At 66.6% G+C, this 21,659-nt stretch carries 18 protein-coding genes; 12 read left to right on the forward strand and 6 right to left on the reverse strand.

From position 1 onward, the window contains the following. The first annotated feature begins 266 nt into the window (after positions 1-266). On the forward strand, positions 267-1,100 hold the full coding sequence (locus tag AC07TU_RS14650) for a helix-turn-helix transcriptional regulator (RefSeq protein ID WP_495188660.1): 834 nt from the start codon (positions 267-269) through the stop codon (positions 1,098-1,100). A gap of 817 nt (positions 1,101-1,917) precedes the next feature. On the opposite strand, the gene AC07TU_RS14655 is transcribed toward AC07TU_RS14650, so the two are convergent. The 3 genes from AC07TU_RS14655 to AC07TU_RS14665 form a co-directional block, all read right to left on the reverse strand. Continuing rightward, entirely contained in the window at positions 1,918-2,784 is an 867-nt protein-coding gene (locus AC07TU_RS14655; protein WP_495188661.1) for a DUF7946 domain-containing protein, read from the reverse strand. Between the two features lie 958 nt (positions 2,785-3,742). Next, positions 3,743-7,216 carry a transcription-repair coupling factor gene (gene mfd / locus AC07TU_RS14660; protein ID WP_495188662.1) on the reverse strand — a complete coding sequence of 1,158 codons (3,474 nt, stop codon included), beginning with the start codon at positions 7,214-7,216 and terminating at the stop codon, positions 3,743-3,745. Between the two features lie 128 nt (positions 7,217-7,344). Then, on the reverse strand, positions 7,345-7,611 hold the full coding sequence (locus AC07TU_RS14665; RefSeq protein ID WP_495188663.1) for an FAD assembly factor SdhE: 267 nt from the start codon (positions 7,609-7,611) through the stop codon (positions 7,345-7,347). Between the two features lie 68 nt (positions 7,612-7,679). Between AC07TU_RS14665 and recG the strand changes: the two genes are divergently transcribed. The 3 genes from recG to AC07TU_RS14680 all read left to right on the forward strand — a co-directional run bounded on the left by recG (position 7,680) and on the right by AC07TU_RS14680 (position 10,649). Then, a complete protein-coding gene (gene recG, locus AC07TU_RS14670) occupies positions 7,680-9,737 on the forward strand; it encodes an ATP-dependent DNA helicase RecG (protein ID WP_495188664.1) in 2,058 nt (685 codons plus the stop codon). A 157-nt stretch (positions 9,738-9,894) separates the two neighbouring features. Next, positions 9,895-10,152 (forward strand): DUF2798 domain-containing protein, encoded by a 258-nt coding sequence (locus tag AC07TU_RS14675; RefSeq protein ID WP_495188665.1) that lies wholly within the window; start codon positions 9,895-9,897, stop codon positions 10,150-10,152. A gap of 59 nt (positions 10,153-10,211) precedes the next feature. Continuing rightward, positions 10,212-10,649: a DMT family transporter gene (locus AC07TU_RS14680; RefSeq protein ID WP_495188666.1), complete on the forward strand. Its 438-nt coding sequence runs from the start codon at positions 10,212-10,214 to the stop codon at positions 10,647-10,649. A gap of 1 nt (position 10,650) precedes the next feature. Here AC07TU_RS14680 and AC07TU_RS14685 read toward each other — a convergent pair whose 3' ends face one another. Together AC07TU_RS14685 and tyrS are read right to left on the reverse strand one after the other, a co-directional pair. Continuing rightward, a complete protein-coding gene (locus AC07TU_RS14685; protein ID WP_495188667.1) occupies positions 10,651-10,986 on the reverse strand; it encodes a PilZ domain-containing protein in 336 nt (111 codons plus the stop codon). Between the two features lie 104 nt (positions 10,987-11,090). Further along, positions 11,091-12,317: a tyrosine--tRNA ligase gene (tyrS, locus tag AC07TU_RS14690; RefSeq protein WP_495188668.1), complete on the reverse strand. Its 1,227-nt coding sequence runs from the start codon at positions 12,315-12,317 to the stop codon at positions 11,091-11,093. Positions 12,318-12,643: 326 nt separating this feature from the next. On the opposite strand from tyrS, the gene AC07TU_RS14695 reads away from it, so the two are divergent. The 8 genes from AC07TU_RS14695 to AC07TU_RS14730 all read left to right on the forward strand — a co-directional run bounded on the left by AC07TU_RS14695 (position 12,644) and on the right by AC07TU_RS14730 (position 20,916). Then, positions 12,644-14,080 carry an alginate export family protein gene (locus tag AC07TU_RS14695; RefSeq protein WP_495189018.1) on the forward strand — a complete coding sequence of 479 codons (1,437 nt, stop codon included), beginning with the start codon at positions 12,644-12,646 and terminating at the stop codon, positions 14,078-14,080. A gap of 77 nt (positions 14,081-14,157) precedes the next feature. Then, complete coding sequence (locus AC07TU_RS14700) at positions 14,158-14,706, forward strand: DOMON-like domain-containing protein (RefSeq protein ID WP_495188669.1); 549 nt, start codon at positions 14,158-14,160, stop codon at positions 14,704-14,706. Continuing rightward, on the forward strand, positions 14,703-15,899 hold the full coding sequence (locus tag AC07TU_RS14705) for an exo-beta-N-acetylmuramidase NamZ family protein (protein ID WP_495188670.1): 1,197 nt from the start codon (positions 14,703-14,705) through the stop codon (positions 15,897-15,899). Before AC07TU_RS14700 ends, AC07TU_RS14705 begins: the two co-directional genes overlap by 4 nt. Before the next feature lie 22 nt (positions 15,900-15,921). After that, positions 15,922-17,088: a hypothetical protein gene (locus tag AC07TU_RS14710; RefSeq protein WP_495188671.1), complete on the forward strand. Its 1,167-nt coding sequence runs from the start codon at positions 15,922-15,924 to the stop codon at positions 17,086-17,088. Positions 17,089-17,145: 57 nt separating this feature from the next. Continuing rightward, the gene (locus AC07TU_RS14715; RefSeq protein WP_495188672.1) at positions 17,146-18,231 is read left to right on the forward strand and encodes a DUF2336 domain-containing protein; all 1,086 of its coding nucleotides are present in this window, start codon (positions 17,146-17,148) and stop codon (positions 18,229-18,231) included. Beyond that, positions 18,210-19,604 carry a sensor histidine kinase gene (locus AC07TU_RS14720; RefSeq protein ID WP_495188673.1) on the forward strand — a complete coding sequence of 465 codons (1,395 nt, stop codon included), beginning with the start codon at positions 18,210-18,212 and terminating at the stop codon, positions 19,602-19,604. Before AC07TU_RS14715 ends, AC07TU_RS14720 begins: the two co-directional genes overlap by 22 nt. Before the next feature lie 27 nt (positions 19,605-19,631). Continuing rightward, positions 19,632-20,546: a retroviral-like aspartic protease family protein gene (locus tag AC07TU_RS14725; protein WP_495188674.1), complete on the forward strand. Its 915-nt coding sequence runs from the start codon at positions 19,632-19,634 to the stop codon at positions 20,544-20,546. Positions 20,547-20,553: 7 nt separating this feature from the next. Continuing rightward, positions 20,554-20,916: an MmcQ/YjbR family DNA-binding protein gene (locus AC07TU_RS14730; protein ID WP_495188675.1), complete on the forward strand. Its 363-nt coding sequence runs from the start codon at positions 20,554-20,556 to the stop codon at positions 20,914-20,916. Here the strand turns inward: AC07TU_RS14730 and AC07TU_RS14735 are convergent. Beyond that, entirely contained in the window at positions 20,891-21,655 is a 765-nt protein-coding gene (locus AC07TU_RS14735) for a MauE/DoxX family redox-associated membrane protein (protein WP_495188676.1), read from the reverse strand. The two genes, AC07TU_RS14730 and AC07TU_RS14735, sit on opposite strands and share 26 nt — an antisense overlap. Between the last annotated feature and the right edge of the window lie 4 nt (positions 21,656-21,659).

A 21,659-nucleotide genomic window follows, 5' to 3' on the forward strand; every position in this document is an offset into this window, starting at 1 on the left:
GTCAGGGTGACGGAGCGTGTCAACCGAAGTTGACGAAGTTACGCGGAACGCGATTTATTCTGTCACCTTTGTCTCGATTGTAAGTCGGGGTGTCAGGTTGCTGCGCGGCTGGTGCGGATCGACTGGATCAAAGAGCGGTCGACACGCGACCGGTCGAGGTGAGCAGACGGAATCCAACATTGCAAGGGGGTGCCGGTTCGGCGGCCAGGTGCCCTCATGGGACAGCCGGTCGTTGGCAGGTCGTGCACGGAGTGCGAAGAGGGACGATGGCTTCGCCCGTCATCTCGCAAATCTTCGCAAGCAAGCCCGCGCCTTCGGTGTTGCGTTACGCGAGGGGCTATGCCGGATTTGCCGAACAGGCTGGAGCCGAGGTGCGGCGGGTCGAACCTGCGCGCGCGCATTCCGCGATTATCATCGCCTTCAGTGGCAAGCTGACGGTCGGCCCGATCGGCGATGCGGGGGGCGAACTGCTCGCCTTTACGGCCGGTGCAGGGAACGGACCGCTCATCTCCAGCCATGACGGGCGGTTGCAATGTGTCGAGATCGACTTCGCGCCCTGGGCCTCCACCGTCCTGCTGGGCGCGCCCCTTGCGGCGGACGACGGCCCCGTGGCGCTCGCCGATCTGCTCGGCCGGGACGCCGCCAGGCTGACCGAGCGCCTGGCCGCCGCATTGGATTGGAGCGAACGCTTCGCGCTGCTCGATGGCCTGTTCTCGGCCCGGATCGCCGGTGCGAGCCGCCTGCCACGCCGGGAAGTGCTTTGGGCGTGGGAGCAGCTCGAACGGTCGGGCGGTGCCATCCCGATCGGCGCGCTCGCGCGGGAAATCGGATGGAGCGGGCGTCATTTCGCAACCTGCTTCCGGGATGCGACAGGCCTCTCGCCGAAGGCTGCCGCCCGGCGCCTCCGCTTCGATCATGCCCGGCGCATGATCGAAGGCAGCGCCTCCACGCTCGCCGATGTGGCGGCAGCCTGCGGCTACAGCGATCAGAGCCATCTCACGCGGGAGTTCGGCGAGTTGGCCGGCTGCGCGCCCGCCGCCTATCGCGCAGCCCGATTCCCCGAGCTGCCCGGCACGCCTGCATCCGTAGTGAAGGGCTGACAGGTCGGATTTCTTCAAGACGACGGGTAGTACCGCTGCGAGAACGCCCGTCTGGACTGCGTACGAGGGATACCGGGATGGACGGAGAGATTTCTTATATCGAGATCGGGAGCGGAGATGCTGCGGCGACGGCCCGTTTTCTGGCCGCTCTGTTCGGCTGGTCGTTCACGCCGATGGGCGATGCTGGCTGGTTTTAGACGCCCAACATCAGGGCAGGGCTCCATGGCGACGATCCCGAACATGGGATCGTGCCCTATTTCCGCGTTGCCGACATTGAAGCGGCCGCGGCACGCGTACGGGAATTGGGTGGCACGGTTGAGGGGCCTGGCGAGGATGAGCCCGGGTTCGGCCGCTTCTGCAGTTGCCGGGATGCACAGGGGCTGAGGTTCGGCCTCCACCAACCCTGCCGGCCATCTCCATGACGTGGCGATTTTTGAAACGCGTGCGGGGTTCTCGGCGCGTCCAGAAGGCGGCCGCCTGCGCCAGCCGCTCGCGACGGCCCTGGATGTCGTGCTGCGGGATCCCCTCCCCCTCCGGGAAAAGATGGTTATGCGCGGAGAGGGCGAGGAAAAGAGCGGGGTGGGTTGGCGGTTGTCAGTGTCGTGAGGGTGGTTGTCCAAGTTGACAAAGTTGACACGAAACGCGGTTTATTTTGTCAACTTGGCCACGATCGCAGGGTGGAGCGTCAGGTTGCTGCCTGGCTCGTGCGGATCGACAGGGTCAAAGAGCGGTCGTCATGCGACCGGTCGAGGCGAGCAGACGAAATCCAACATTGCAAGGGGAGTGCAGCGATGAGCCGGGTGTTTTTTCAGCAACCTTATGAAGGGCTGTCCCGGATAAAATCCACTATCTCAATCCCAGAAAGTTCTAACCCTTTGTAGCCTCGGCGTCCGAGGACGACAATTTCAGCCCTGCGTTGGGCGGCCTCGGTATAGGGATTAACCGGTTCATCGAAGCGCGGGTCGCGCACTCGCGCCATAAGAAAGCCAGATCGCTCCGGGTTTTCGATGCTTAATCCACTAGTGTGGAAGCGAAACCCTTCAGTGCGAAGGGTGAGTTGCTCCAACGGTCCCCAAGAAAGTTTCGCAGCATCTCTGATTGCTTCGGCATCTCCGACGTCTACGGAAACGGGGCCGGCGAGCGCTGGATAGATGGTAGCCTGCTCTACTGATGGGCCAATAGGTGATGCAAACTGCTCTACAGCGCGCTGCTGGCCCGCGATTCCGGCACGTAGGGTATCGATGAACGCCATAGTTTCTTCATGGCGGCGAGCATCGTTTGCATCCCGGGCGGTGAGGTGGTCTTTGTTCATTTCCACCATCGCCTTAATTGCGGCCTCGGCGACCTCCGGTTTGCCGCTGAAACGCCCGACGACGCCTTTCCACCATTCTTCTAGAAAATGGCCAGCGAGTTCCTTCGCCAATGGAAGACCCAAAGGAAGTGTGCCAAAAACCGAACTAAATAGTGTGATAAGAGTAAGGGAGCCTTCAACGGGTTCCTTGGCTTTCGCAATCACCGGCGCGCGCTCACCGCGTCTTGGAAGGCGCTTTTCTACCAGAACTATCAAACCATCAGATATGATCCGCTCAGCGCCGAGCATGGAGAGCGCCAGCATCCGCATATCCATGACGTGCTGATTTGCTTCACCTCCTTCATAGACAATCTGAAAGTCTGCATCAGCCATTGCCATCCCCCTTGACCGAGAAGTTACGAGCTATTTTTCCTTAAAGTCAAAGATGCGATTGATGAGGGCAGGTGTGATTCAGGAGATGTGGTCAAATTGACCCGTCAGGCAGCTTCTCTTGCAAGGGTGATTGATGCTCAGCCCGGAACTGAAATATCTTGCCGATTGTGAATGCCGGAGGGTTTTGTATGTCAATCATTGATGGCTTGTTCGGGTTGCCTAAACCGAATGGCTCGAAGACCACTTTCGCTGTGGATCCTGTGACTCTCGCGGCATCCCAGAGAGTTAAGCGTGGCGGCCATTGCGCTTGCTTGGAATCGCGAACGAAGAAGGGTTCTCCAAGCGTTCCCAACCTCCACACCGAAGCACAATCGGTTTCGGTTCCTGGCTGGCAGGGTGTTCTAGACTGCATTGAGAGCGCTGCTGCCGTCACCGTGTTGGAACCATCAGCGGAGATATCTCCTGATCATTGGTCAGAAGTGATCACGTTGCCGCCTCAAATTGGTCGCCTCACCGCATTGAGCCAATTGCGGCTCTATGGGAGCCACTTACGCCGGCTGCCCCCAGAGATTGGTCGTCTGACGGGGTTGCAGAACCTCGATATTTACACCTCATACTCGCTTCACTGGCTGCCCTATGAGGTGACCCGGTGTACGAGGCTGCGCGAAAGTAGAATGAGCACTCGCGCGCTCTACGGCAATGCCAAGACGAGATTACCGTTTCCGAGATTGGCAGGGCCGGTCGATACGCTTCTGCCCAAGACATGCAGTGTTTGCGATCAATCGTTCGAGGGGCGTGGGCCTCAGCTGTTCTGGACCACGCAGCGAGTAGGCACGGATACTGTCCCGTTGCTAATTCATAGCTGCTCGTCGGGATGCCTAGCCAACGTTCCCGATGCCCCCGATGGCTACCATGCCCGCCCCCACCGAGGCGGCGGTGGTGTCGGCATGCCTGCCGACTAACCCGCAGCCTTCGCCAGCCCCCGCGACAATTGCACCGCCGCATTCAGCCGCGCGCGCGGCGTCGCCCACACCCGGCTGATCACCAGCTTCATGTCGGGGCGCAGCTTGGCGGTGCCCTCCAGCTTGCCGACATAGGCCATCAGGCCCTCGACGCTGGGGAAGCTGTCTTCGTGGAAGCTGACCAGCGCGCCCTTGGGTCCCACATCGATCTTGGCGATGCAGGCGCGCTTGGCGTTGAGCTTGGCCTCGATCAGGAGGAGGAGGTTCTCGGTCTCCTCGGGCAGCTTGCCGAAGCGGTCGATCATCTCGGCGGCGAATTCGTCGATGCCGCGCTTGTCCTCGACCTCGTTGAGGCGGCGGTAGAGGCCCATGCGCAGGTCGAGATCGGGGACGAAGCTCTCCGGGATCAGGATCGGGGCGTCGACGGTGATCTGGGGCGACAGGTCGCGCGGGCGCGCATCGGCGAGGCCGCCGGCCTTGGCGTCCATGATCGCCTCCTCCAGCATCGACTGGTAGAGTTCGTAGCCGACCTCCTTGATATGCCCCGACTGCTCGTCGCCGAGCAGGTTGCCCGCGCCGCGGATGTCGAGATCGTGGCTGGCGAGCTGGAACCCCGCGCCAAGGCTTTCGAGGTCGGACAGGACCTTGAGCCGCTTTTCCGCGGCCTCGGTCATCAGCCGCTGGGGTGCGGTGGTCATATAGGCATAGGCGCGGGTCTTGGCCCGGCCGACGCGGCCGCGCAGCTGATAGAGCTGGGCAAGGCCGAAGCGGTCGGCGCGGTTGATGATCATCGTGTTGGCGCTGGGGATGTCGAGGCCGCTCTCGATGATGGTGGTGGAGACTAGCACCTCGTACTTCTTGTCGTAGAAGGCGGACATGCGCTCCTCGACCTCACCCGCCGCCATCTGGCCGTGGGCGACGACGTAGCGCACCTCCGGCACCTCCTCGCGCAGGAAGGTCTCGATATCGGGCAGGTCGGCGATGCGCGGGGTGACGAGGAAGCTCTGGCCGCCGCGATAATGTTCGCGCAGCAGCGCCTCGCGCAGCACCACCGGGTCCCATGGCATGACATAGGTGCGCACCGCGAGGCGATCGACCGGCGGGGTCTGGATGACCGACAGCTCGCGCAGGCCGGACATCGCCATCTGCAGCGTGCGCGGGATCGGGGTGGCGGTGAGGGTGAGGACGTGGACGTCGGCCTTGAGGCCCTTGAGCCGCTCCTTGTGGGTGACGCCGAAGCGCTGTTCCTCATCGACGATGACGAGGCCGAGGCGCTTGAACTCGATGCCCTTGGCGAGGACGGCATGGGTGCCGATGACGATGTCGATCTGGCCGGATTCAAGGCCTTCCTTGGTCGCCTTGGCCTCGGCCGCGGGGACGAGGCGGGAGAGGCGGCCGATCTTGATCGGGAAGCCTTCGAAGCGCTGGACGAAGTTGGTGAAATGCTGGCGCGCGAGGAGCGTGGTGGGGCAGACCACCGCGACCTGCTGCCCCGCCATCGCCGCGACGAAGGCGGCGCGCAGCGCGACCTCGGTCTTCCCGAAGCCGACATCGCCGACGACGAGCCGGTCCATCGGGCGGCCGGCGGACAGGTCCTCGAGCACGTCGCCGATGGCGCGATCCTGATCGTCGGTCTCGGTAAAGGGGAAGCGGTCGACAAAGGCGGGATAGCCGCCGGGATCGGGTTCGAGCACCTCGCCCGGGCGGACGGCGCGCGCGGCGGCGGTGGCGATGAGCTCACCCGCGATCTCGCGGATGCGCTCCTTCATCTTCGACTTGCGGCGCTGCCACGCCTCGCCGCCGAGGCGGTCGAGCGAGGCCATCTCGTCGGACGAGCCGTAGCGCGAGAGGACTTCGAGATTCTCGACGGGGACGTAGAGCTTGTCGCCGCCGGCATAGGTGAGCGCGACGCAATCGTGCGGCGCCTTCTGCACCGGGATCTGGGTCAGCCCCTCATAGCGGCCGATGCCATGCTCGATATGGACGACGAGATCGCCGGGGGAGAGGGTTGCGAGTTCGGCGAGGAAGGCGTCGGTCGACTTCTTGCGCTTGTTGCGGCGGACGAGGCGGTCGCCGAGCATGTCCTGCTCGGTGAGCAGCGCGACCTCGGGCGAGGTGAAGCCGTGGTCGAGCGGGAGGACGATGAGGGCGACATTGCCCGAATCGCGGCCGCCCGCGGTGACGCCGAGCGCCTCCTGCCAGCTTTCTGCGAACACGGCATTGGGCAGGCCATGGTCGGCGAGCAGGCCTTTGAGCCGCTCGCGCGAGCCGATCGAGTAGCTGGCGAGGATCGGTTTCTTGCCGGTCTTGCGCAGCTTGGCGAGGTGATCGGTGACGGCTTCGTAGATGTTGGTGCCGGACGCGCGCTCGGGTGCGAAGTCGCGCGGGCCGTCGACGGTGAAGTCGAGCACGGTCGCGCTTTCGGGCTCGTGGAAGGGGGTGGCGAGGTGGGCCCTGACTTCCTTGATACGCTTCTCCCACTCGGCGGGGAGGAGGTAGAGCTGGTCGGTGCCGAGCGGGCGATAGCTGCCGGCGTCGGTCGACTGGGCGCGGACGCGGTTGGCCTGATAGTCGGCGATCGCCTCGAACCGGTTCTCTGCGGCGCCGGCATCGCCCGCGTCGCGGACGATCACGGCGTTCTCGGGGAGATGCTCGAACAGGGTTTCGAGGCGCTCCTCGAACAGCGGCAGCCAATGCTCCATGCCCGCGAGGCGGCGGCCGTCGCTGATCGCCTGATAGAGCGGGTCGCCGGTCGCGGTGGCGCCGAACTTCTCGCGATAGCGCGTGCGGAAGCGCTTGATCGTATCCTCGTCGAGCAGGGCTTCGGAGGCGGGGAGCAGGGTGAAGCCATCGACGCGGCCAGTGGTGCGCTGGTCGGCCGGGTCGAAGGTGCGGACGCTCTCGATCTCGTCGCCGAAGAAATCGAGGCGCAGGCCCTGCTCGCTGCCCGAGGGGAAGAGGTCGACCAGGCCGCCGCGCACCGCGAACTCGCCCGAATCATGGACGGTGTCGGTGCGGACATAGCCGTTGGCCGAGAGCAACGCGGCGAGCTTGTCGAGCGAGATGCGCTCGCCCGGCGCGAGGCGCGCGGTCATCTGGCGGACGCGGAAGGGGGTGAGGGTGCGCTGGGTCGCGGCGTTGACGGTGGTGAGGATCAGGCGCGGCTTGGCGGTCTTGCCCTGCAACGCGGCGAGCGCGGCCATGCGCTCGGCCATGACGCGCAGCGTGGGGCTGGCGCGGTCATAGGGAAGACAGTCCCAGGCGGGGAACTGGACGATCTCAAGCTCGGGCGCGAAGAAGGTCGCGGTCGAGGCGACGGCGCGCATCGCGGACTCGTCGGGGGCGATGTAGACGGCGCCGGTCGTGCTGGCGCGTGCGAGATCGGCGAGCAGCCAGGGGAGGAAGCCTGAGGGCGCGCCGGAGAGGGTGAGGGGCGCCTTGGCCGAGAGGATCTGGTTCAGGTCGGGCATACTGCTCTCTTCGTCACCCCGGCCTTGTGCCGGGGTCCACTTCGCCGCCCGCGATGCGCAAGAGGCTCTTTCGGTTCGTGTGCCGTCCGGTGGACCCCGGCACGAGGCCGGGGTGACGGCTTTGGCATTTATTCTGCGACGGGCACGTAGTTCAGCGCCTTGAGCGCGGACATGATCGCGCCATGATATTCGGGCGGGACGGGCTGGGTGCCCATCGCCCAGGCCATGATGTCGACGTCCTGCTCTTCCAGCAGCGCCTCGAACAATTCGATCTCCGCGTCGCCCCAGCCGGCGTGGTGCGCGTCGAAGAATCCGCCGATCATCAAATCGGCTTCCTTGACGCCGCGGTGCCAGGCGCGGAAGCGGAGACGTTTCAGGCGGGTTTCTCGATCCATGACTCTCAACGCAAATTGGCCGACAGCGCTTTTTCGCGCGGTCGGCTGGGTGTAGGCAGCAGATAGACATGCGTCCCGACATCCTCAACCCGCTCTTCGCTGAAGTCACCGCGCTCAAGGGCGTGGGGCCGCAATTGGCCAAACCGCTGGAGCGGCTGGGGCTGGCGCGCGCGGTGGATGTGGCGTTCCATCTGCCGAGCGGGTGGATCGACCGGCTGCCGCGTGAAGAGCTGGATGCGGCGGATGTCGGGAGGATCATCGCGATCACGCTGACCCCGGTGAACTACCGCATGGGAGGCAGTGCGCGGGCGCCGTCGCGGGTGGAAGCGGTGGATGCGCGGGGCAACACCGTCACGCTGGTGTTCTTCGGCGGCAATTCGGGCTGGGCGAAGAAGCAGCTGCCGCTGAACGAGCCGCGCTGGGTCTCGGGCAAGCTCGACCAGTACGGGCAGGAATTGCAGATCGTGCATCCCGAGGTGGTCGCGCCCGAAGCCGCCGAACCGGCAGGACGCGAGGCGATCTATCCGCTGTCGGAGGGGATGACGTCGAAGCGGCTGGCGGCGCTGGCGGCACAGGCGATCGAACGCGCGCCCGAGCTGCCCGAATGGATCGAACCGAGCCTGAAGGAGCGCAATGGCTGGCCGGCGTGGCGCGAGGCGCTGGCGCGGATCCATGCCGATCCGGCGGACGCGAAGGCGCGCGACCGGCTGGCCTATGACGAGGTGTTCGCCAACCAGCTGGCGCTGATGCTGGTGCGCGGCGCGGCGCGGGCGAAGAAGGGGCGGCCGCTGGCGGGCGACGGGCGGCTGCGCGATGCGCTGCGGCTGCCATACACGCCGACCGGGGCGCAGGCGCGGACGATCGGCGAGATCGAGGGCGACATGGCACAGAACCGCCCGATGCTGCGGCTGCTGCAGGGCGATGTCGGCGCGGGCAAGACGCTGGTCGCGGCGATGGCGCTGCTGATCGCGGTCGAGGCGGGCGCGCAGGGCGCAATGCTGGCACCGACCGAGATCCTCGCGCGCCAGCATTTCGAGACGCTGCAACGGCTGTTCTCGGGCCTCGATGTCCGCATCGCGATCCTCACCGGGCGCGACAAGGGACGGGCGCGGGAAGCGACCCTGATGGGGCTGCATGACGGATCGATCGATATCCTGATCGGCACGCATGCGATCTTCCAGCAGGGGGTGGAGTATCGCGATCTGGGGCTGGTGGTGGTGGACGAGCAGCATCGCTTCGGGGTGGCCGAGCGGATGATGCTCCAGGCCAAGGCGAAGACCGCGCCGCATTTGCTGGTGATGACCGCGACGCCGATCCCGCGCACGCTTCAGCTCGCGACGCATGGCGAGATGGACGTGAGCAAGCTCGACGAGATGCCGCCGGGCCGCCAGCCGATCGAGACATCGGTGATCAGCGAGGAACGGCTGGAGGAGATCGTCAACGGACTGGCTCGCCACCTGTCGGGCGGAGGGCAGGCCTATTGGGTGTGCCCGCTGGTCGAGGAGAGCGAAAAGATCGACCTTGCCGCCGCCGAGGAGCGCGCCGAGGCGCTGCGATCGCGCTTCGGCGACCGGATCGGGCTGGTCCATGGCCGGATGAAGGGGCCGGAGAAGGACGCGGTGATGGCGCGCTTTGCCAGCGGCGAGCTGGGCGTGCTGGTCGCGACCACGGTGATCGAGGTTGGCGTGGACGTGCCCAACGCCACGCTGATCGTCATCGAACATGCCGACCGCTTCGGGCTGGCGCAGCTCCACCAGCTGCGTGGGCGGGTCGGGCGCGGCGGCGGGCGATCGGTGTGCGTGCTGCTGCGCGGGGGCACGCTGAGCGAGACGGCGCGGGCGCGGCTGGCGCTGATGCGCGAGACCAATGACGGTTTCCGCATCGCGGAGGAGGATCTGCGGCTGCGCGGCGCGGGCGAGATGCTGGGCACGCGCCAGTCGGGCGAGCAGACGTTCAGGCTCGCGCCGCCCGAGAAGTTCGCCGAGCTGATCGGCGCGGCCAATGCCGATGCGCGGCTGCTGGTCGATCGCGACGGCGGGCTCGACGGTGAGCGTGGGCAGGCGGCACGCGTGGCGCTGTACCTGTTCGAGCGCGATGCGGCGGTCGGATTGCTGCGCGCGGGCTGAAGGCTGTTGCGAATCGGTCGCATCTGTGACAGGGGCGACGCGCCTTCATCGCGAAGGCCGTAAGCGTCTCACGTCAGGCAACGCATCCAACCCGGTGATCGGCCGGGAGACGGGTTCTTCCCGGGATGCTGGCCGATGCCCTGACTATGAGAAAACCATGCCAAGCAAGTTTCGTCCTCGCCGTCTGCCCGCACGTCATGCGGGGCTGGTTTCGGCGTTCATCCTTTCGATCATGATGACCTTTGTCGTCTCGGCAATCGCCACCGCGCGAAGCCTAGGCTTTTCCGACGCTTTCCCGCGCGCCTGGATGGGGGCCTGGGCCCTGTCCTGGGTGATCGCCTTTCCGGTGCTGCTGATGGTGCTGCCGGTCGTGCGGCGGATCGTGGCTGCGATCGTGGAGCGGCCTTCGGCCTGATCGGGGAAAGGGCGCAGCACGGGTTGAACCGGCTGCGTCACGACCTATCTGCAGCGCAGATGTCCGCGATCTTCCCCATATTGATGACGATCCTGGCGGGCATCGGCGTTGCCATGCAGCCGCCCGTCAACGGCACGCTGGCGCGCAGCGGATCGGTGATCCTGGCCGCGCTGATCTCGTTCGGCGTCGGCACCGTGATCCTGCTGGGCATCTGGGCGACGCTCGATCGCACCTCGCCTTCGACCCTCAAGGACGTGCCTTGGTGGGCATGGACCGGGGGCATCTATGGCGTGATCTTCGTTTCGACCTCGGCCTATGCCGCGCCGCGGCTGGGGCTCGCCTCGATGCTGACCATCGCTATTGCTGCGCAGCTGGCGGCGGCGCTGGTGATCGACCATTTCGGGCTGATCCGGCTGCCGGAGAACCCGGTGACGCCGATGAAGGCGTTTGGCGTGCTGCTGGTGCTTGCCGGGGTCGTTCTGGTCCGGAAGGGCTAGGTCACTTCTTCACCAGCTGCGCGATCAGCTCGTAATAGCTTGCGAGGTTGATTGCGGGTTCGAAACTGGCGCCGAGGCGGCCGCCGAGCGACCAGCGGATTTCCGCTGCGACGTTACCGACCGCCGGGAGCACGACCCGCAGCCGGTCTCCCTCCGCAAAGGGCTTTTCGCAGCGGGCCATCAGGCCGTGGGGCGAGATGTTGACGATCAGCAAGGTCACGGGCTGATTGTCGGGACCGAAGGCGCGGGCGCGATAATGGACCTCGTCGCGCTCGATTGTCCGGCGATCGTCCGCCAGGGCCGGCGCGCCCGCTACGGGTGAGAATTGGTACGTCACACGCCCATGCCTCGCGAACCTTCGGCAATCTGCTCGATGCAAAGGCTAGGCGCCGGGCGTAAACGTCGCGGCAACTCTCATGGTTAGCGAAAGCTTGCCGCGGATCAGGCGGGGTCGAGCAGCCCGTGATGCTTCTTGCCCGCCGAGACGCGTACCTGTGCGGCGCCGACATTGACCGTCGCCGCTTCGTCGCTGACCTTCTCGCCATCGACGCGCGCGCCGCCGCCCTTGATCAGGCGGCGCGCCTCGCCCTTCGACGCCGCAAAGCCCAGGCCGACCAGCGCATCGACCACACTGATCTCGCCGCTGACGGCGAGGGTGGGGAGCGAGTCGCCCGCGCTGCCTTCCTCGAAGGTCTTGCGCGCGGTCTCTGCGGCGGCCTCGGCAGCCTCGCGGCCGCGGCACATCGCGGTCGCCTCGGTGGCGAGGATCTTCTTCGCCTCGTTGATCTCGGCACCCTCGAGCGCTTCGAGGCGGGCGATCTCATCGAGCGGCAAGTCGGTGAACAGGCGCAGGAAACGGCCGACATCGCGGTCGTCGGTGTTACGCCAGAACTGCCAGTAGTCGAACGCCGGAAGCTGATCCTCGTTCAGCCACACGGCGCCCGACATGGTCTTGCCCATCTTGCCGCCATCGGCGGTGGTGATCAGCGGGGTGGTGACGCCATAGACCTCGGTCCCGTCGACGCGGCGCGACAGCTCGATCCCGTTGACGATGTTGCCCCACTGGTCGGAGCCGCCCATCTGCAGGCGGCAATTCGCGCGGCGCGACAGCTCCAGGAAGTCATAGCCCTGGAGGATCATGTAGTTGAATTCGAGGAACGACAGCGACTGTTCGCGGTCGAGCCGCAGCTTGACGCTGTCGAAGCTGAGCATGCGGTTGACCGAGAAATGGCGGCCGATGTCGCGCAGGAAGGGGATATATTCGAGCTTGTCGAGCCAGTCGGCATTGTCGACCATCACCGCGTCGGTCGGGCCGTCACCGAAGGTCAGGAACTTCTCGAACACCGTCTTGATCGAGGCGACGTTGGCCTGGATGATCTCGTCGGTCATCAGCTTGCGCGCTTCGTCCTTGAAGCTCGGGTCGCCGATCTTGCCGGTGCCGCCGCCCATCAGGACGATCGGCTTGTGGCCGCTCTGCTGCATGCGGCGGAGCAGCATGATCTGGACCAGGCTGCCGACATGGAGCGAGGGCGCGGTCGGATCGAAGCCGATATAGCCGGGCACGATCTGTTTGCTGGCCAGCGCGTCGAGCGCGGCGGCATCGGTGACCTGGTGGATATATCCACGCTGGTCGAGCAGGCGAAGCAGATCGGACGTGTATTCGGTCATAGCGGGCGCCGCATAGCGGAGGCGGAAGCGCGCGTCATCCCCGGCAAACGCGAACCGGACATTGGTGGTGTGCGATATTTCACACAGTCGCGCGCGATCATGTCTGCCTTTCCGCACATTTTTAGCTTCCGCGTGGAAGGGTGGCTTCAACAACTATCTGTGAAAATGGGAATTTTCTCCGGCTCGGCAGTCGGGCCGCCGAGTGGTGCTATCGTGGACGGACATCAACATCGTCCGTCGCGAACCCGGCCGATCAGTCAGAGAGAGGATTCGATCCCGTGCCCACCGCGTTGCGCGCCCTCGCAGGCAGCGCCGTGCCGATCGCCATGCTGCTGGCCGGCGGCGCGGAGGCGCAGACCGTCCGCGAGATGCCGGCACCGCAGGAGAAGGCTGGCGACGGGGGCTATCCCGTGGCGGCAGCCGGAGACGGAGCGGTCGCGGGCGGTTATAGCCTGTCGCGCTGGGCCGAGGACTGGCGCGCGATGCGCGACCCCGCGCGGCGCGATGATCCGCTCGACCGGCTCAAGTTCCTGCCGCTCGACGACGATGGCGACATCTATCTGACGCTTTCCGGCGAGACGCGGATGCGCGTCAGCCTGACGAGCAATCCGGGCCTGCGCGAGGCGCCGCACCAGCGCCAGGACATCAACCGCCTGGTCGCCGGCGCCGATCTTCATCTGGGGCCGCATCTGCGCCTGTACGGGGAAGTCGCGCATGGCGGCATTTCGGGGCGTAACCTGGGCGTGCCTGCCGCCTCGCTGCGCAACGATCTCGTCTTCCAGCAATATTTCGCCGAGGCGACTGCCGAGCTGGGCGGGGTCGCGATCGGTGCGCGCTATGGGCGTCAGGAATTCACCGACGGGCCCAATTTGCTGGTCTCGCAGCGCGACAACAACACGATCCGCTATACGCTGAACGGCATCCGGGCATGGGCGCGGAGCAGCTGGCTGCGCGTCGACCTGTTCGACCTGCGGCCCACTGCCTATGGCGACCTGGGCCCCGACGACGACGTCAACGATCCGGCGCGCCGCTTCTCGGGCGTGACGTTCGGTGTCGCCCTGCCGAAGACCTGGCTGGGCGGCTCGAAGCTCTATTTCGATCCCTTTCTCTGGCGGCGGCGCAACGATGTCGGTGCCTGGGGCGGCCGGGTGGGGCCTGCGCGACGCTATTATGGCGGCGCGCGCCTTTGGGGCGATGTCGGGCCGGTCGCGATCGACTGGTCGGTCAACCATCAATGGGGCCGCTACATCGACCAGGATATCGATGCCTGGCAGGCCTTCTTCGCCCAGAGCTATCGCCTCGGCAAGTCGGCCACGGCGCCGCGCATCGGCTTTCATGCCGACTATGCCAGCGGCGGGGGTGGCTATGGCGAGGGCAAGCTGCGCAACGCCTATGCGCCGTTCGGCAACAACATCTATTACAGCTACCAGCTGTTCCTGACGCCTTCGAACCTGATCGTCGTGGCGCCGACATTCGCCTTCTCGCCCGCGAAGGGCGTGCGGCTGACGGCGGAGTATGAGCTCACCTGGCGTGACGATGCGCGCGATGCGGTGTACCGTGCCAATGGCCAGCCCTTTGCGGGCACCGAGAATGTCGCGGATCGCAAGATCGCGGATGTGAGCCGGCTGCAGCTGGTCTGGTCGATCTCGCCGCGACTGTCCTTCACCGGCCGGTATGAGCATCTGGCGGCCGGCCCGTCGCTTACCCGGGCAGGGTATCGCAGTTCCGACTTCCTGTCCGGCTGGATCAGCTTCCGCTTCTGAACCCGTTTCGCCGAGTGGGCGAAACGGGCTAGGGCGGGGATGGCCCTTCGACAAGCTCAGGGCGAACGGAGTGAGGGATGATCGAGCATCGGGTTCAGTTGATCTGCCATCCGGATACGCCTGCGGCTTCGGTCGAATCCGTCGCTGTCGAAATATGCATGACCGATGCCGATGAGGTGCTGCTGACCTTCTCCGTCGCACCGGGGGCCATGCTGGCGGTTCCCGAGCCGGCATCGCCAAACCGGGCAGACGGACTGTGGCAGCGAACCTGTTGCGAGATGTTCCTGAAGCCTGAGGGCAGCGAGGGCTATTTCGAATTCAACCTCTCGCCATCCGGGCAATGGGCCGCTTATGCGTTCGACGGATATCGCGCCGGGATGCGCAATCTGGATCTGCCAGTCGATCCGCATATCCGGCTGGAGTCGCAAGGCAGCGACTTCATCCTGGTGGCGGACGTCGATCTGGCCGCCATGCCGCCGAGCAAACTTGAAATGGCCCTCTCCGCGGTGATCGAGGAAGCCGACGGCACCAAATCCTATTGGGCGCTCAATCACCCGCCTGGAAAGCCCGATTTCCATCATCCCGATTGCTTTGCGCTCGAACTCCCGGCACCTGACGCCTCATGAACTTCGGTATCGACCGGCTGCTTGCCGACCCCGCGCTTCTCGACCAGCTCAAGGGCCGCCGTGTGGCGTTGCTCGCGCATCCGGCGTCGGTGACGGCGGAGCTGACCCACAGCCTCGACGCGCTGGTCGCGGCAGGGGTGAATGTCTCGGCGGTGTTCGGGCCGCAGCATGGCGTGCGCGGCGACCTGCAGGACAATATGATGGAGTCGCCGGACTATACCGATCCCACCTACGGGATGCCGGTGTTCAGCCTCTATGGCGAAGTGCGGCGCCCGACAGGCCAGTCGATGCACACGTTCGACATCGTCCTGATCGACCTGCAGGATCTGGGCTGCCGCATCTACACCTATGTCACCACCCTGCTCTACATGCTCGAGGCGGCGGCGGAGCATGGCAAGGAAGTGTGGGTGCTCGACCGGCCCAATCCCGCCGGGCGTCCGGTGGAGGGGCTGACCCTGCTGCCCGGCTGGGAGAGCTTCGTCGGCGCGGGGCCGATGCCGATGCGGCACGGCATGACCCTGGGCGAGATGGGCGCGTGGTTTATCGACCAGTTCAAGCTCGACCTGCCCTATCGCGTGATCGAGATGCAGGGCTGGGCGCCCGACGCCGCGCCCGGCTTCGGCTGGCCGGTGGAGCGGGTCTGGATCAACCCCAGCCCCAATGCCGCCAACGTCAACATGGCGCGCGCCTATGCCGGCACGGTGATGCTGGAGGGGACGACGCTGTCCGAAGGACGCGGGACGACGCGGGCGCTCGAGCTGTTCGGCGCGCCGGATATCGACGCGAAGGCAGTGATTGCCGAGATGCGCCGGATTGCGCCCGAGTGGCTGGCGGGATGCACGCTGCGCGACTTCTGGTTCCAGCCGACCTTCCACAAGCATGTCGGCGAGCTGTGCAGTGGTGTGTTCATCCATGCCGAGGGGGCGGGATACGACCATGCCGCGTTTCGGCCGTGGCGGGTGCAGGCGCTGGGGTTCAAGGCGATCCGGTCGCTCTACCCCGATTACGACCTATGGCGCGACTTCCCGTATGAATATGAGTTCGACAAGCTGGCGATCGACGTGATCAACGGCGGTCCGGGTTTGCGCGCATGGGTCGATGATGCCGCCGCGGTGCCTGGTGACCTCGACTCGGCGACGCGCGCGGACGAATCGGCGTGGGAAGCGACTCGGCGGCCCTTCCTTCGCTACTAAGTTTGCCGTAACCGCAGGCATGATGTTGGCGGGGCTCATTTTCGCGACCGAGGACGCAGGCGACAAGCCGGGGACGCTGGCGGCGACGCTGCCGTTCGGCGGGATGACCCTGCTCGAATATCAGGCGCGGCTGCTGGTCGGTGCGGGCGCCGGGCAGATTCTGGTCGCGGTGACACGGGTGACCCCCGCGCTTCTGGGCGCGGTCAGCCGTGCGGCGAAGCGCGGCGTCCCGGTCGATATCGTGCGTTCGGCCGCCGAGGCATCGACCAAGGCGCACCCGCTGGCGAGCGTCGTGGTGCTCGCCGACGGCCTCGTCACCACCGACGATGTCGTCGACAAGATGGCGGGCGAAGGCAAGGACGCCATTCTGGTGACGCAGGAGCCCGCCGCCTCGCTCGAGCGGGTCGATGCGCGCAATTGCTGGGCGGGCGTGGCGCGCATTCCGGCGCAGCGCATCGCCGATATCGCGGCCTTCCCGCCCGACTATGATTTCCAGTCCACATTGTTGCGGGCGATCGTCCAGGCGGGCGCCGAGCAGGTAGTGCTGCCATCGAGCGCAGTGCGTGCCGGACATGGCGTCGAACGTGACGGCGGCGCGCTCGCCTCGCGCAGCAACGCCGTGCTCGCAGCGCTGACCGAGCGGCGGACAAGTTGGGCCGACCGCCATGTCTTCACCCGCATCGCGCGGCTGGCGCTGCCCAAGGTGGTGGAGAAGGCGGTCCCCGGCTGGGCGCTGATAGCGGGCGCAGCAGCGCTGGGCGCGGGCGCAGCGGCGCTGATCGCGCTGGGCTGGCCCTGGGGGGCGGCGGTGGCACTGCCCGGAGTCGCGGCGCTGGCGACGGGCGCTGCGCTCTCGGCCCTGCGGGGCGAGGAAAAGCGCGCGGCGACGCAGGAGCATCTGATCGGCGCGATCGCCGGGATCGTGATCCTGGCGCTCGGTATCATGGAGACGCGGACGGACGCGACGCTCGACGGGCTGATTCTTGCGCTGGCTGCGCTCGCCGCCGTCGCGATCGGCGAGCGGACGCAGGCGGTGGTCAAGCGCTGGTGGGGCAGTCCGGCGGGCTATCTGCTGCTGGTGACGCCCTTCGCGATTGCCGGGCGGGTGAGCTGGGGGCTGGCCGCGGTGGCGATCTATGCCGTCGTCACGCTCGCCGCGGCGGTTGAGAGCCGGCGGGAAAAGCCTTAGTCTCGTCTTAACCGCAGTTCCTTTAAGTCCGGAACCATGTCCAAGCCGATTGGCGACATGCGTACAAGCGCTCATGAAGGCGCACAGGCGTTGCTCGCGCGTACCGCGGCAGCAGATGGCGCCGCGCATCGTGCGCTGGGCACCGCGATCGCGGACTTCGGCCTTTCCGAAAACGACCGGCTCGACGAGCGCACGCGCGCGGCGCTGGCGCGGCTGCTGCACGGGCTGATCGCGACGATCGAGAGCGAGGTGGGCGGGCACGCCGTGCGGCTGTTGCGCGCGCAGGGCGAGGCGGCGCTGGCGGACATGCTCGTGGCGCAGAAGGGGGTTGCCGGACGGCTGCACGCTTCGGGGCTGTTGCGCGATCCCGCGCTGATGGGCGAACTGATCGCGCGTGTGCGACAGGATCTGCTGGCCGGCGGCATGGCGGCGCAGGCGCAGGACGAGCCCGAGCGCGCGAGCCTGCTCAACCGGTTGGCGCAGCATCCCGACCGGCTGCTGGCGCAGAGTGCCGCAGCCGTGCTGGTGAGCGAGAGCCGCCGTCGCAGCCTGCCCGATGCGCAGGCGCAGAGCGATCTGCCCGCCGAACTCCATTACAGGCTGGTGTGGCAAGTCGCGGCGGCGCTGCGCGCGGGGCTTGCGGGGCCTGCTCCCGCGCTCGACCGTGCGCTGGCCGATTCGGCGCAGCGCAGTCTGGCCGCGCATGACGAGAGCGATCGGCTGGAGGCAGCTGCGATGCGGCTGGCGGTGGTGATCGACGCCCGGCCCGATGAACTTCCCGAATTGCTCGCCGAAGCGCTGGGCGACCGCAGGGTCGCGCTGTTCGCGGCGGTGCTGGCGCATGCGCTGCGAATCGATTTCGAGGCGGCGCGTGCGATGACGCTCGATTCCGCGAGCGGGCGGCTGTGGGTCGCGCTGCGCGCGCTCGATTTCGATCGTGCGGCGGTCGCGCGGCTCGGCGTGGCGCTGAGCGAGGCCGATCCGCGGCGCGACGTCGAGGCGTTCGCCGACCAGCTCGATACGATCATGGCGGTGGACGCGGACGACGCGCGTGCAGCGATCGCGCCGCTGGGCCTGCCTGCCGATTACCGCGCGGCGCTGCTGGCGCTGGAGGGCGGCCAATGGAAGAATGGGCCACGATGAACGCGATCGAGCCCAATATGCCCATCGCGATGGGGCGGATCGGTCCCGACGGACGGCTGGTGCATGCCGAGGCGCGGCTGGCCGACCTCAATGCGCGCGCCGGGGGCAAGGTGGGTGCGCCGCTGGCGGTGCCGCCGATCGCGTCGATCGCACGGCTGGCGCAACGGCTGGGCATCGCGATCTCGCGCGGGGTGGTCGCCGCCGATGGCGAGGATGATATCGACCTCTGGGTCCGGGCCGAGCCTGATTCCGAGGGCGTGCGGCTGGAAGTGAGCGGCTGGCGCCCGCGCGGAGCGTGGCAGGCGCCCGAGGGCGACGCGCTGCGCGAGGACGATTTCCTGCGCGCCGAGGCGGATTGGGTCTGGGAGACCGATGCGGCGATGCGGATCACGCATCTAGCCGCCGAGGCCGGAGTCGAACCGAGCTTCGACCTGGCAGCGATGCTGGGCCAGCCGCTGACCTTGCTGTTTGCGCTGGAGGCCGATGACGAGGGCGCCTTGCCGATCCTTGCCGCTGCCGCGGAGCAGACACGGTTCGACGGGCAGATCGCCGAGCTGCGCGGCACCGGGCAGCGCGTGCGGATCTCCGCAAGCCCGCGGATCGACTCGCTGGGGCGTTTCGCCGGCTTCAGCGGCGCAGCGGTGCTGGTCGATCCCGCCGAGGAAGCCGCGGCGCAGGCAGCGGCCGATCCCGAGTTCACCAGCGAATTCGGCCAGCGGCTCGAAAAGGCGCTGCGCACGCCGCTCGCGCGGATCATCGCCAATGCCGACAGCATCAGCGCCAAGCTGGATGGGCCGCTGCGCGATGACTATGCCGAATATGCGACCGACATCTCCAATGCCGGGCGGCATCTGCTGTCGCTGGTTGAGGATCTCGCCGATCTGAGCGCGATCGAGCGGGATGACTTCACGGTCGAGATCGAGCCGATCGACCTTGCCGATATCGCGCGTCGCGCCGCAGGTCTGCTGGCGGTGCGCGCGAGCGAGGCCGATGTCCGGATCGAGAAGCCCCGCGCCGACGAGACGATGCCGACGACGGGCGAGTTCCGCCGCGTGCTGCAGATCATGGTCAATCTGATCGGCAATGCGGTGCGCTATTCGCCGCCGGGCGGATCGGTGTGGGTCCAGATCCAGCGCGAGGGCGGGCTCGGTTGCGTGATCGTCGCCGATCAGGGCAAGGGCATTGCGGCCGAGGATCAGACGAAGATCTTCGAGAAATTCGGCCGCGTCGATCCGGGCGAGCCGGGGGGCAGCGGGCTAGGCCTCTACATCGCGCGGCGGCTGGCTCGGGCGATGGGTGGGGATATATTGGTCGACAGCGCGCCCAACGAGGGCGCGCGCTTCGTGCTGACGCTGCCGCATCGCGAGGACTGACGTTTGGGGGCTGCCATCCGTCTGGGAATGACGAAGATGAAGATGGTGATCGCGCTTTGGCTGGGCCTAGGCCCCGCTGCGGCATGGGCTGGCGACGCGCCGGCGTGCCTGCCGGTCGAGGCCGGTGACGCCGGAACGCCGGTCATCCGCGCGAAGATCAACCATCAGGGACCATTTGCCTTCATCCTCGACACCGCGGCGAGCGGCACGACGATCGATCCGGCACGCGCCGCACAGCTCGGCCTGCCGCGTGACACACGGACCGAGCAGGCGCAGGGAATGGGCGGCGGCATCGAGGTCCGCTTTCACCGGATCCGTTCGATGGAGGCCGGGCCGGTGATGCTCCGCGATGCGGTGTTCCCGGTATTCCCGGCGCCGTCATTCGACAGCCATGATGTCGCCGGGCTTGCCGGAGTCGATCTGCTGGCGGACCGGCTGACGATCTGGACGCCCGGCAGCCGCTGCGTCCTTGTCGGTGCGGGCGGGACGCAGCCGCAGGGTCCGGCATGGCAGCGGGTGACGGTCAAATGGCTTCGGCCGTGGAAGATCATGCTGCCCGTGCGGATCGGCAAGGCGAGCGGCTGGGGACTGCTCGATACGGGTGCGCAACATACGACGCTCAATCCCGTCTTCGCCCGGCAAGCCGGCCTGGACCCTAGCCAGCTGCGCGCCGGCGGGTCGATCACGGGCATCGACGGCCGGCCGATGCCCCTGCTGGAGGCCGAGGTCGGCGACGTTGCCGTCGGGCCGTGGCAATGGCAGCGCCGCAGCGTACGGGTTGGCGCATTGCCGGTCTTTGACAGGCTGAGCGATGCGGGCGAGGCGCTCGCAATCCTGGGCATGGACTGGCTGGCGACCGAGGGGTTCGCGGTGGACTATCGCAGCCAGTCGGTCTGGCTGATGCAGCGCGCCGCTCCCGGCCGCGATACAAATCCGCTATAGCCGCCCCATGACCAAGGGACGCGAGACGATCGAGGCGCTGCGCGCATGGGGGCTGACCTTGCCCGGCGCGCATATCAAGGCGCCATGGCCCGAGCATGCGGACCTGGCGGTCAACGACAAGACCTTTGCCTACCTGTCGACCGGCGACGCGTTCCAGATGTCGGCGAAGCTGCGCTACACCAGCGAGGTAGCGCTGGAGCTACCCTATGCCGCGCCGACCGCCTATGGGCTGGGCAAGAGCGGCTGGGTGACCTTCACGCCCGGCGACGATGCGATCCCCGATCTGGCCCGGCTCAAGGACTGGATCGAGGAAAGCTATCGCGCGCAGGCGCCGAAGAAGCTTGTCAGTGAACTGGATTCACGGGGCTGAGCACGCCCGCCAGCATCCACACCGCCATCGCGATCATCATCAGATTCTCGGTCAGCGAGATGAAGCCGAGCGGCACGTTGCTGTCGCCGCCCATGCATGCGCATTTGAGTTCGCGCTTCTCGATATAGACCGCCTTGAACACCGAGACCGCGCCGATGCCGCCGATGAACAATGCGATCGGGATCGAGACCCAATGGAGCGCATTGGCGACCATCAGCACGCCCGCCGCACCCTCGGCGAAAGGATAGATATAGCCATAGGGCACCCAGCGTTTGGCGAGCAGGTCGTAGTTCAGGAACATGGTCGAGAAATTCTCGATGTCGCGCAGCTTGAGCAGGGCGAGCACGATCATGCTGAAACCGATGAACCATTCGCCCGCCTGGATCGTGACCGGCGAACCGAAGGCGGCGTTGCTGGCTGCGAGCGCCATCAGTGCGGTCATCGCGAACAGGGCGATCACCGGGGTGTAGCTGGTCGCGCCCTTGACCGGCACCTTCAGGCCGAAGAAGCGGCGCAGATCGTCATAGCCGCCGATCCGCTTGCCATCGATGAAGGTCTGAGGCGTGGTCTGGACGCCATGTTCCGCCTTGAACGCGTCGGTCTCTTCGCGCGTGCGCAGCCAATGGTCGTTGACGCCATAGCCGCGGCGCTCGAGCAGCGACTTGGCCTTGAGGCCATAGGGGCAGGTGTGGCCGGGCATCACCATGCGGTACAGGTTTGCGACGGGGCGGGAAGACATTCAG

This window comes from Sphingomonas sp. GW821-FHT03E12 (assembly GCF_059420685.1).

Excerpts from the sequence above, each read along its gene's own strand:
- AC07TU_RS14655 (WP_495188661.1), bottom strand. The coding sequence starts at position 2,784 with ATGGCTGATGCAGACTTTCAGATTGTCTATGAAGGAGGTGAAGCAAAT.
- AC07TU_RS14715 (WP_495188672.1), top strand. The coding sequence starts at position 17,146 with ATGCGTACAAGCGCTCATGAAGGCGCACAGGCGTTGCTCGCGCGTACC.
- AC07TU_RS14700 (WP_495188669.1), top strand. The coding sequence starts at position 14,158 with ATGATCGAGCATCGGGTTCAGTTGATCTGCCATCCGGATACGCCTGCG.
- AC07TU_RS14710 (WP_495188671.1), top strand. The coding sequence starts at position 15,922 with ATGTTGGCGGGGCTCATTTTCGCGACCGAGGACGCAGGCGACAAGCCG.
- AC07TU_RS14720 (WP_495188673.1), top strand. The coding sequence starts at position 18,210 with ATGGAAGAATGGGCCACGATGAACGCGATCGAGCCCAATATGCCCATC.
- AC07TU_RS14680 (WP_495188666.1), top strand. The coding sequence starts at position 10,212 with ATGTCCGCGATCTTCCCCATATTGATGACGATCCTGGCGGGCATCGGC.
- tyrS (WP_495188668.1), bottom strand. The coding sequence starts at position 12,317 with ATGACCGAATACACGTCCGATCTGCTTCGCCTGCTCGACCAGCGTGGA.
- AC07TU_RS14705 (WP_495188670.1), top strand. The coding sequence starts at position 14,703 with ATGAACTTCGGTATCGACCGGCTGCTTGCCGACCCCGCGCTTCTCGAC.
- AC07TU_RS14735 (WP_495188676.1), bottom strand. The coding sequence starts at position 21,655 with ATGTCTTCCCGCCCCGTCGCAAACCTGTACCGCATGGTGATGCCCGGC.
- AC07TU_RS14665 (WP_495188663.1), bottom strand. The coding sequence starts at position 7,611 with ATGGATCGAGAAACCCGCCTGAAACGTCTCCGCTTCCGCGCCTGGCAC.
- AC07TU_RS14730 (WP_495188675.1), top strand. The coding sequence starts at position 20,554 with ATGACCAAGGGACGCGAGACGATCGAGGCGCTGCGCGCATGGGGGCTG.
- AC07TU_RS14695 (WP_495189018.1), top strand. The coding sequence starts at position 12,644 with ATGCTGCTGGCCGGCGGCGCGGAGGCGCAGACCGTCCGCGAGATGCCG.
- AC07TU_RS14725 (WP_495188674.1), top strand. The coding sequence starts at position 19,632 with ATGACGAAGATGAAGATGGTGATCGCGCTTTGGCTGGGCCTAGGCCCC.
- AC07TU_RS14650 (WP_495188660.1), top strand. The coding sequence starts at position 267 with ATGGCTTCGCCCGTCATCTCGCAAATCTTCGCAAGCAAGCCCGCGCCT.
- mfd (WP_495188662.1), bottom strand. The coding sequence starts at position 7,216 with ATGCCCGACCTGAACCAGATCCTCTCGGCCAAGGCGCCCCTCACCCTC.
- AC07TU_RS14675 (WP_495188665.1), top strand. The coding sequence starts at position 9,895 with ATGCCAAGCAAGTTTCGTCCTCGCCGTCTGCCCGCACGTCATGCGGGG.
- recG (WP_495188664.1), top strand. The coding sequence starts at position 7,680 with ATGCGTCCCGACATCCTCAACCCGCTCTTCGCTGAAGTCACCGCGCTC.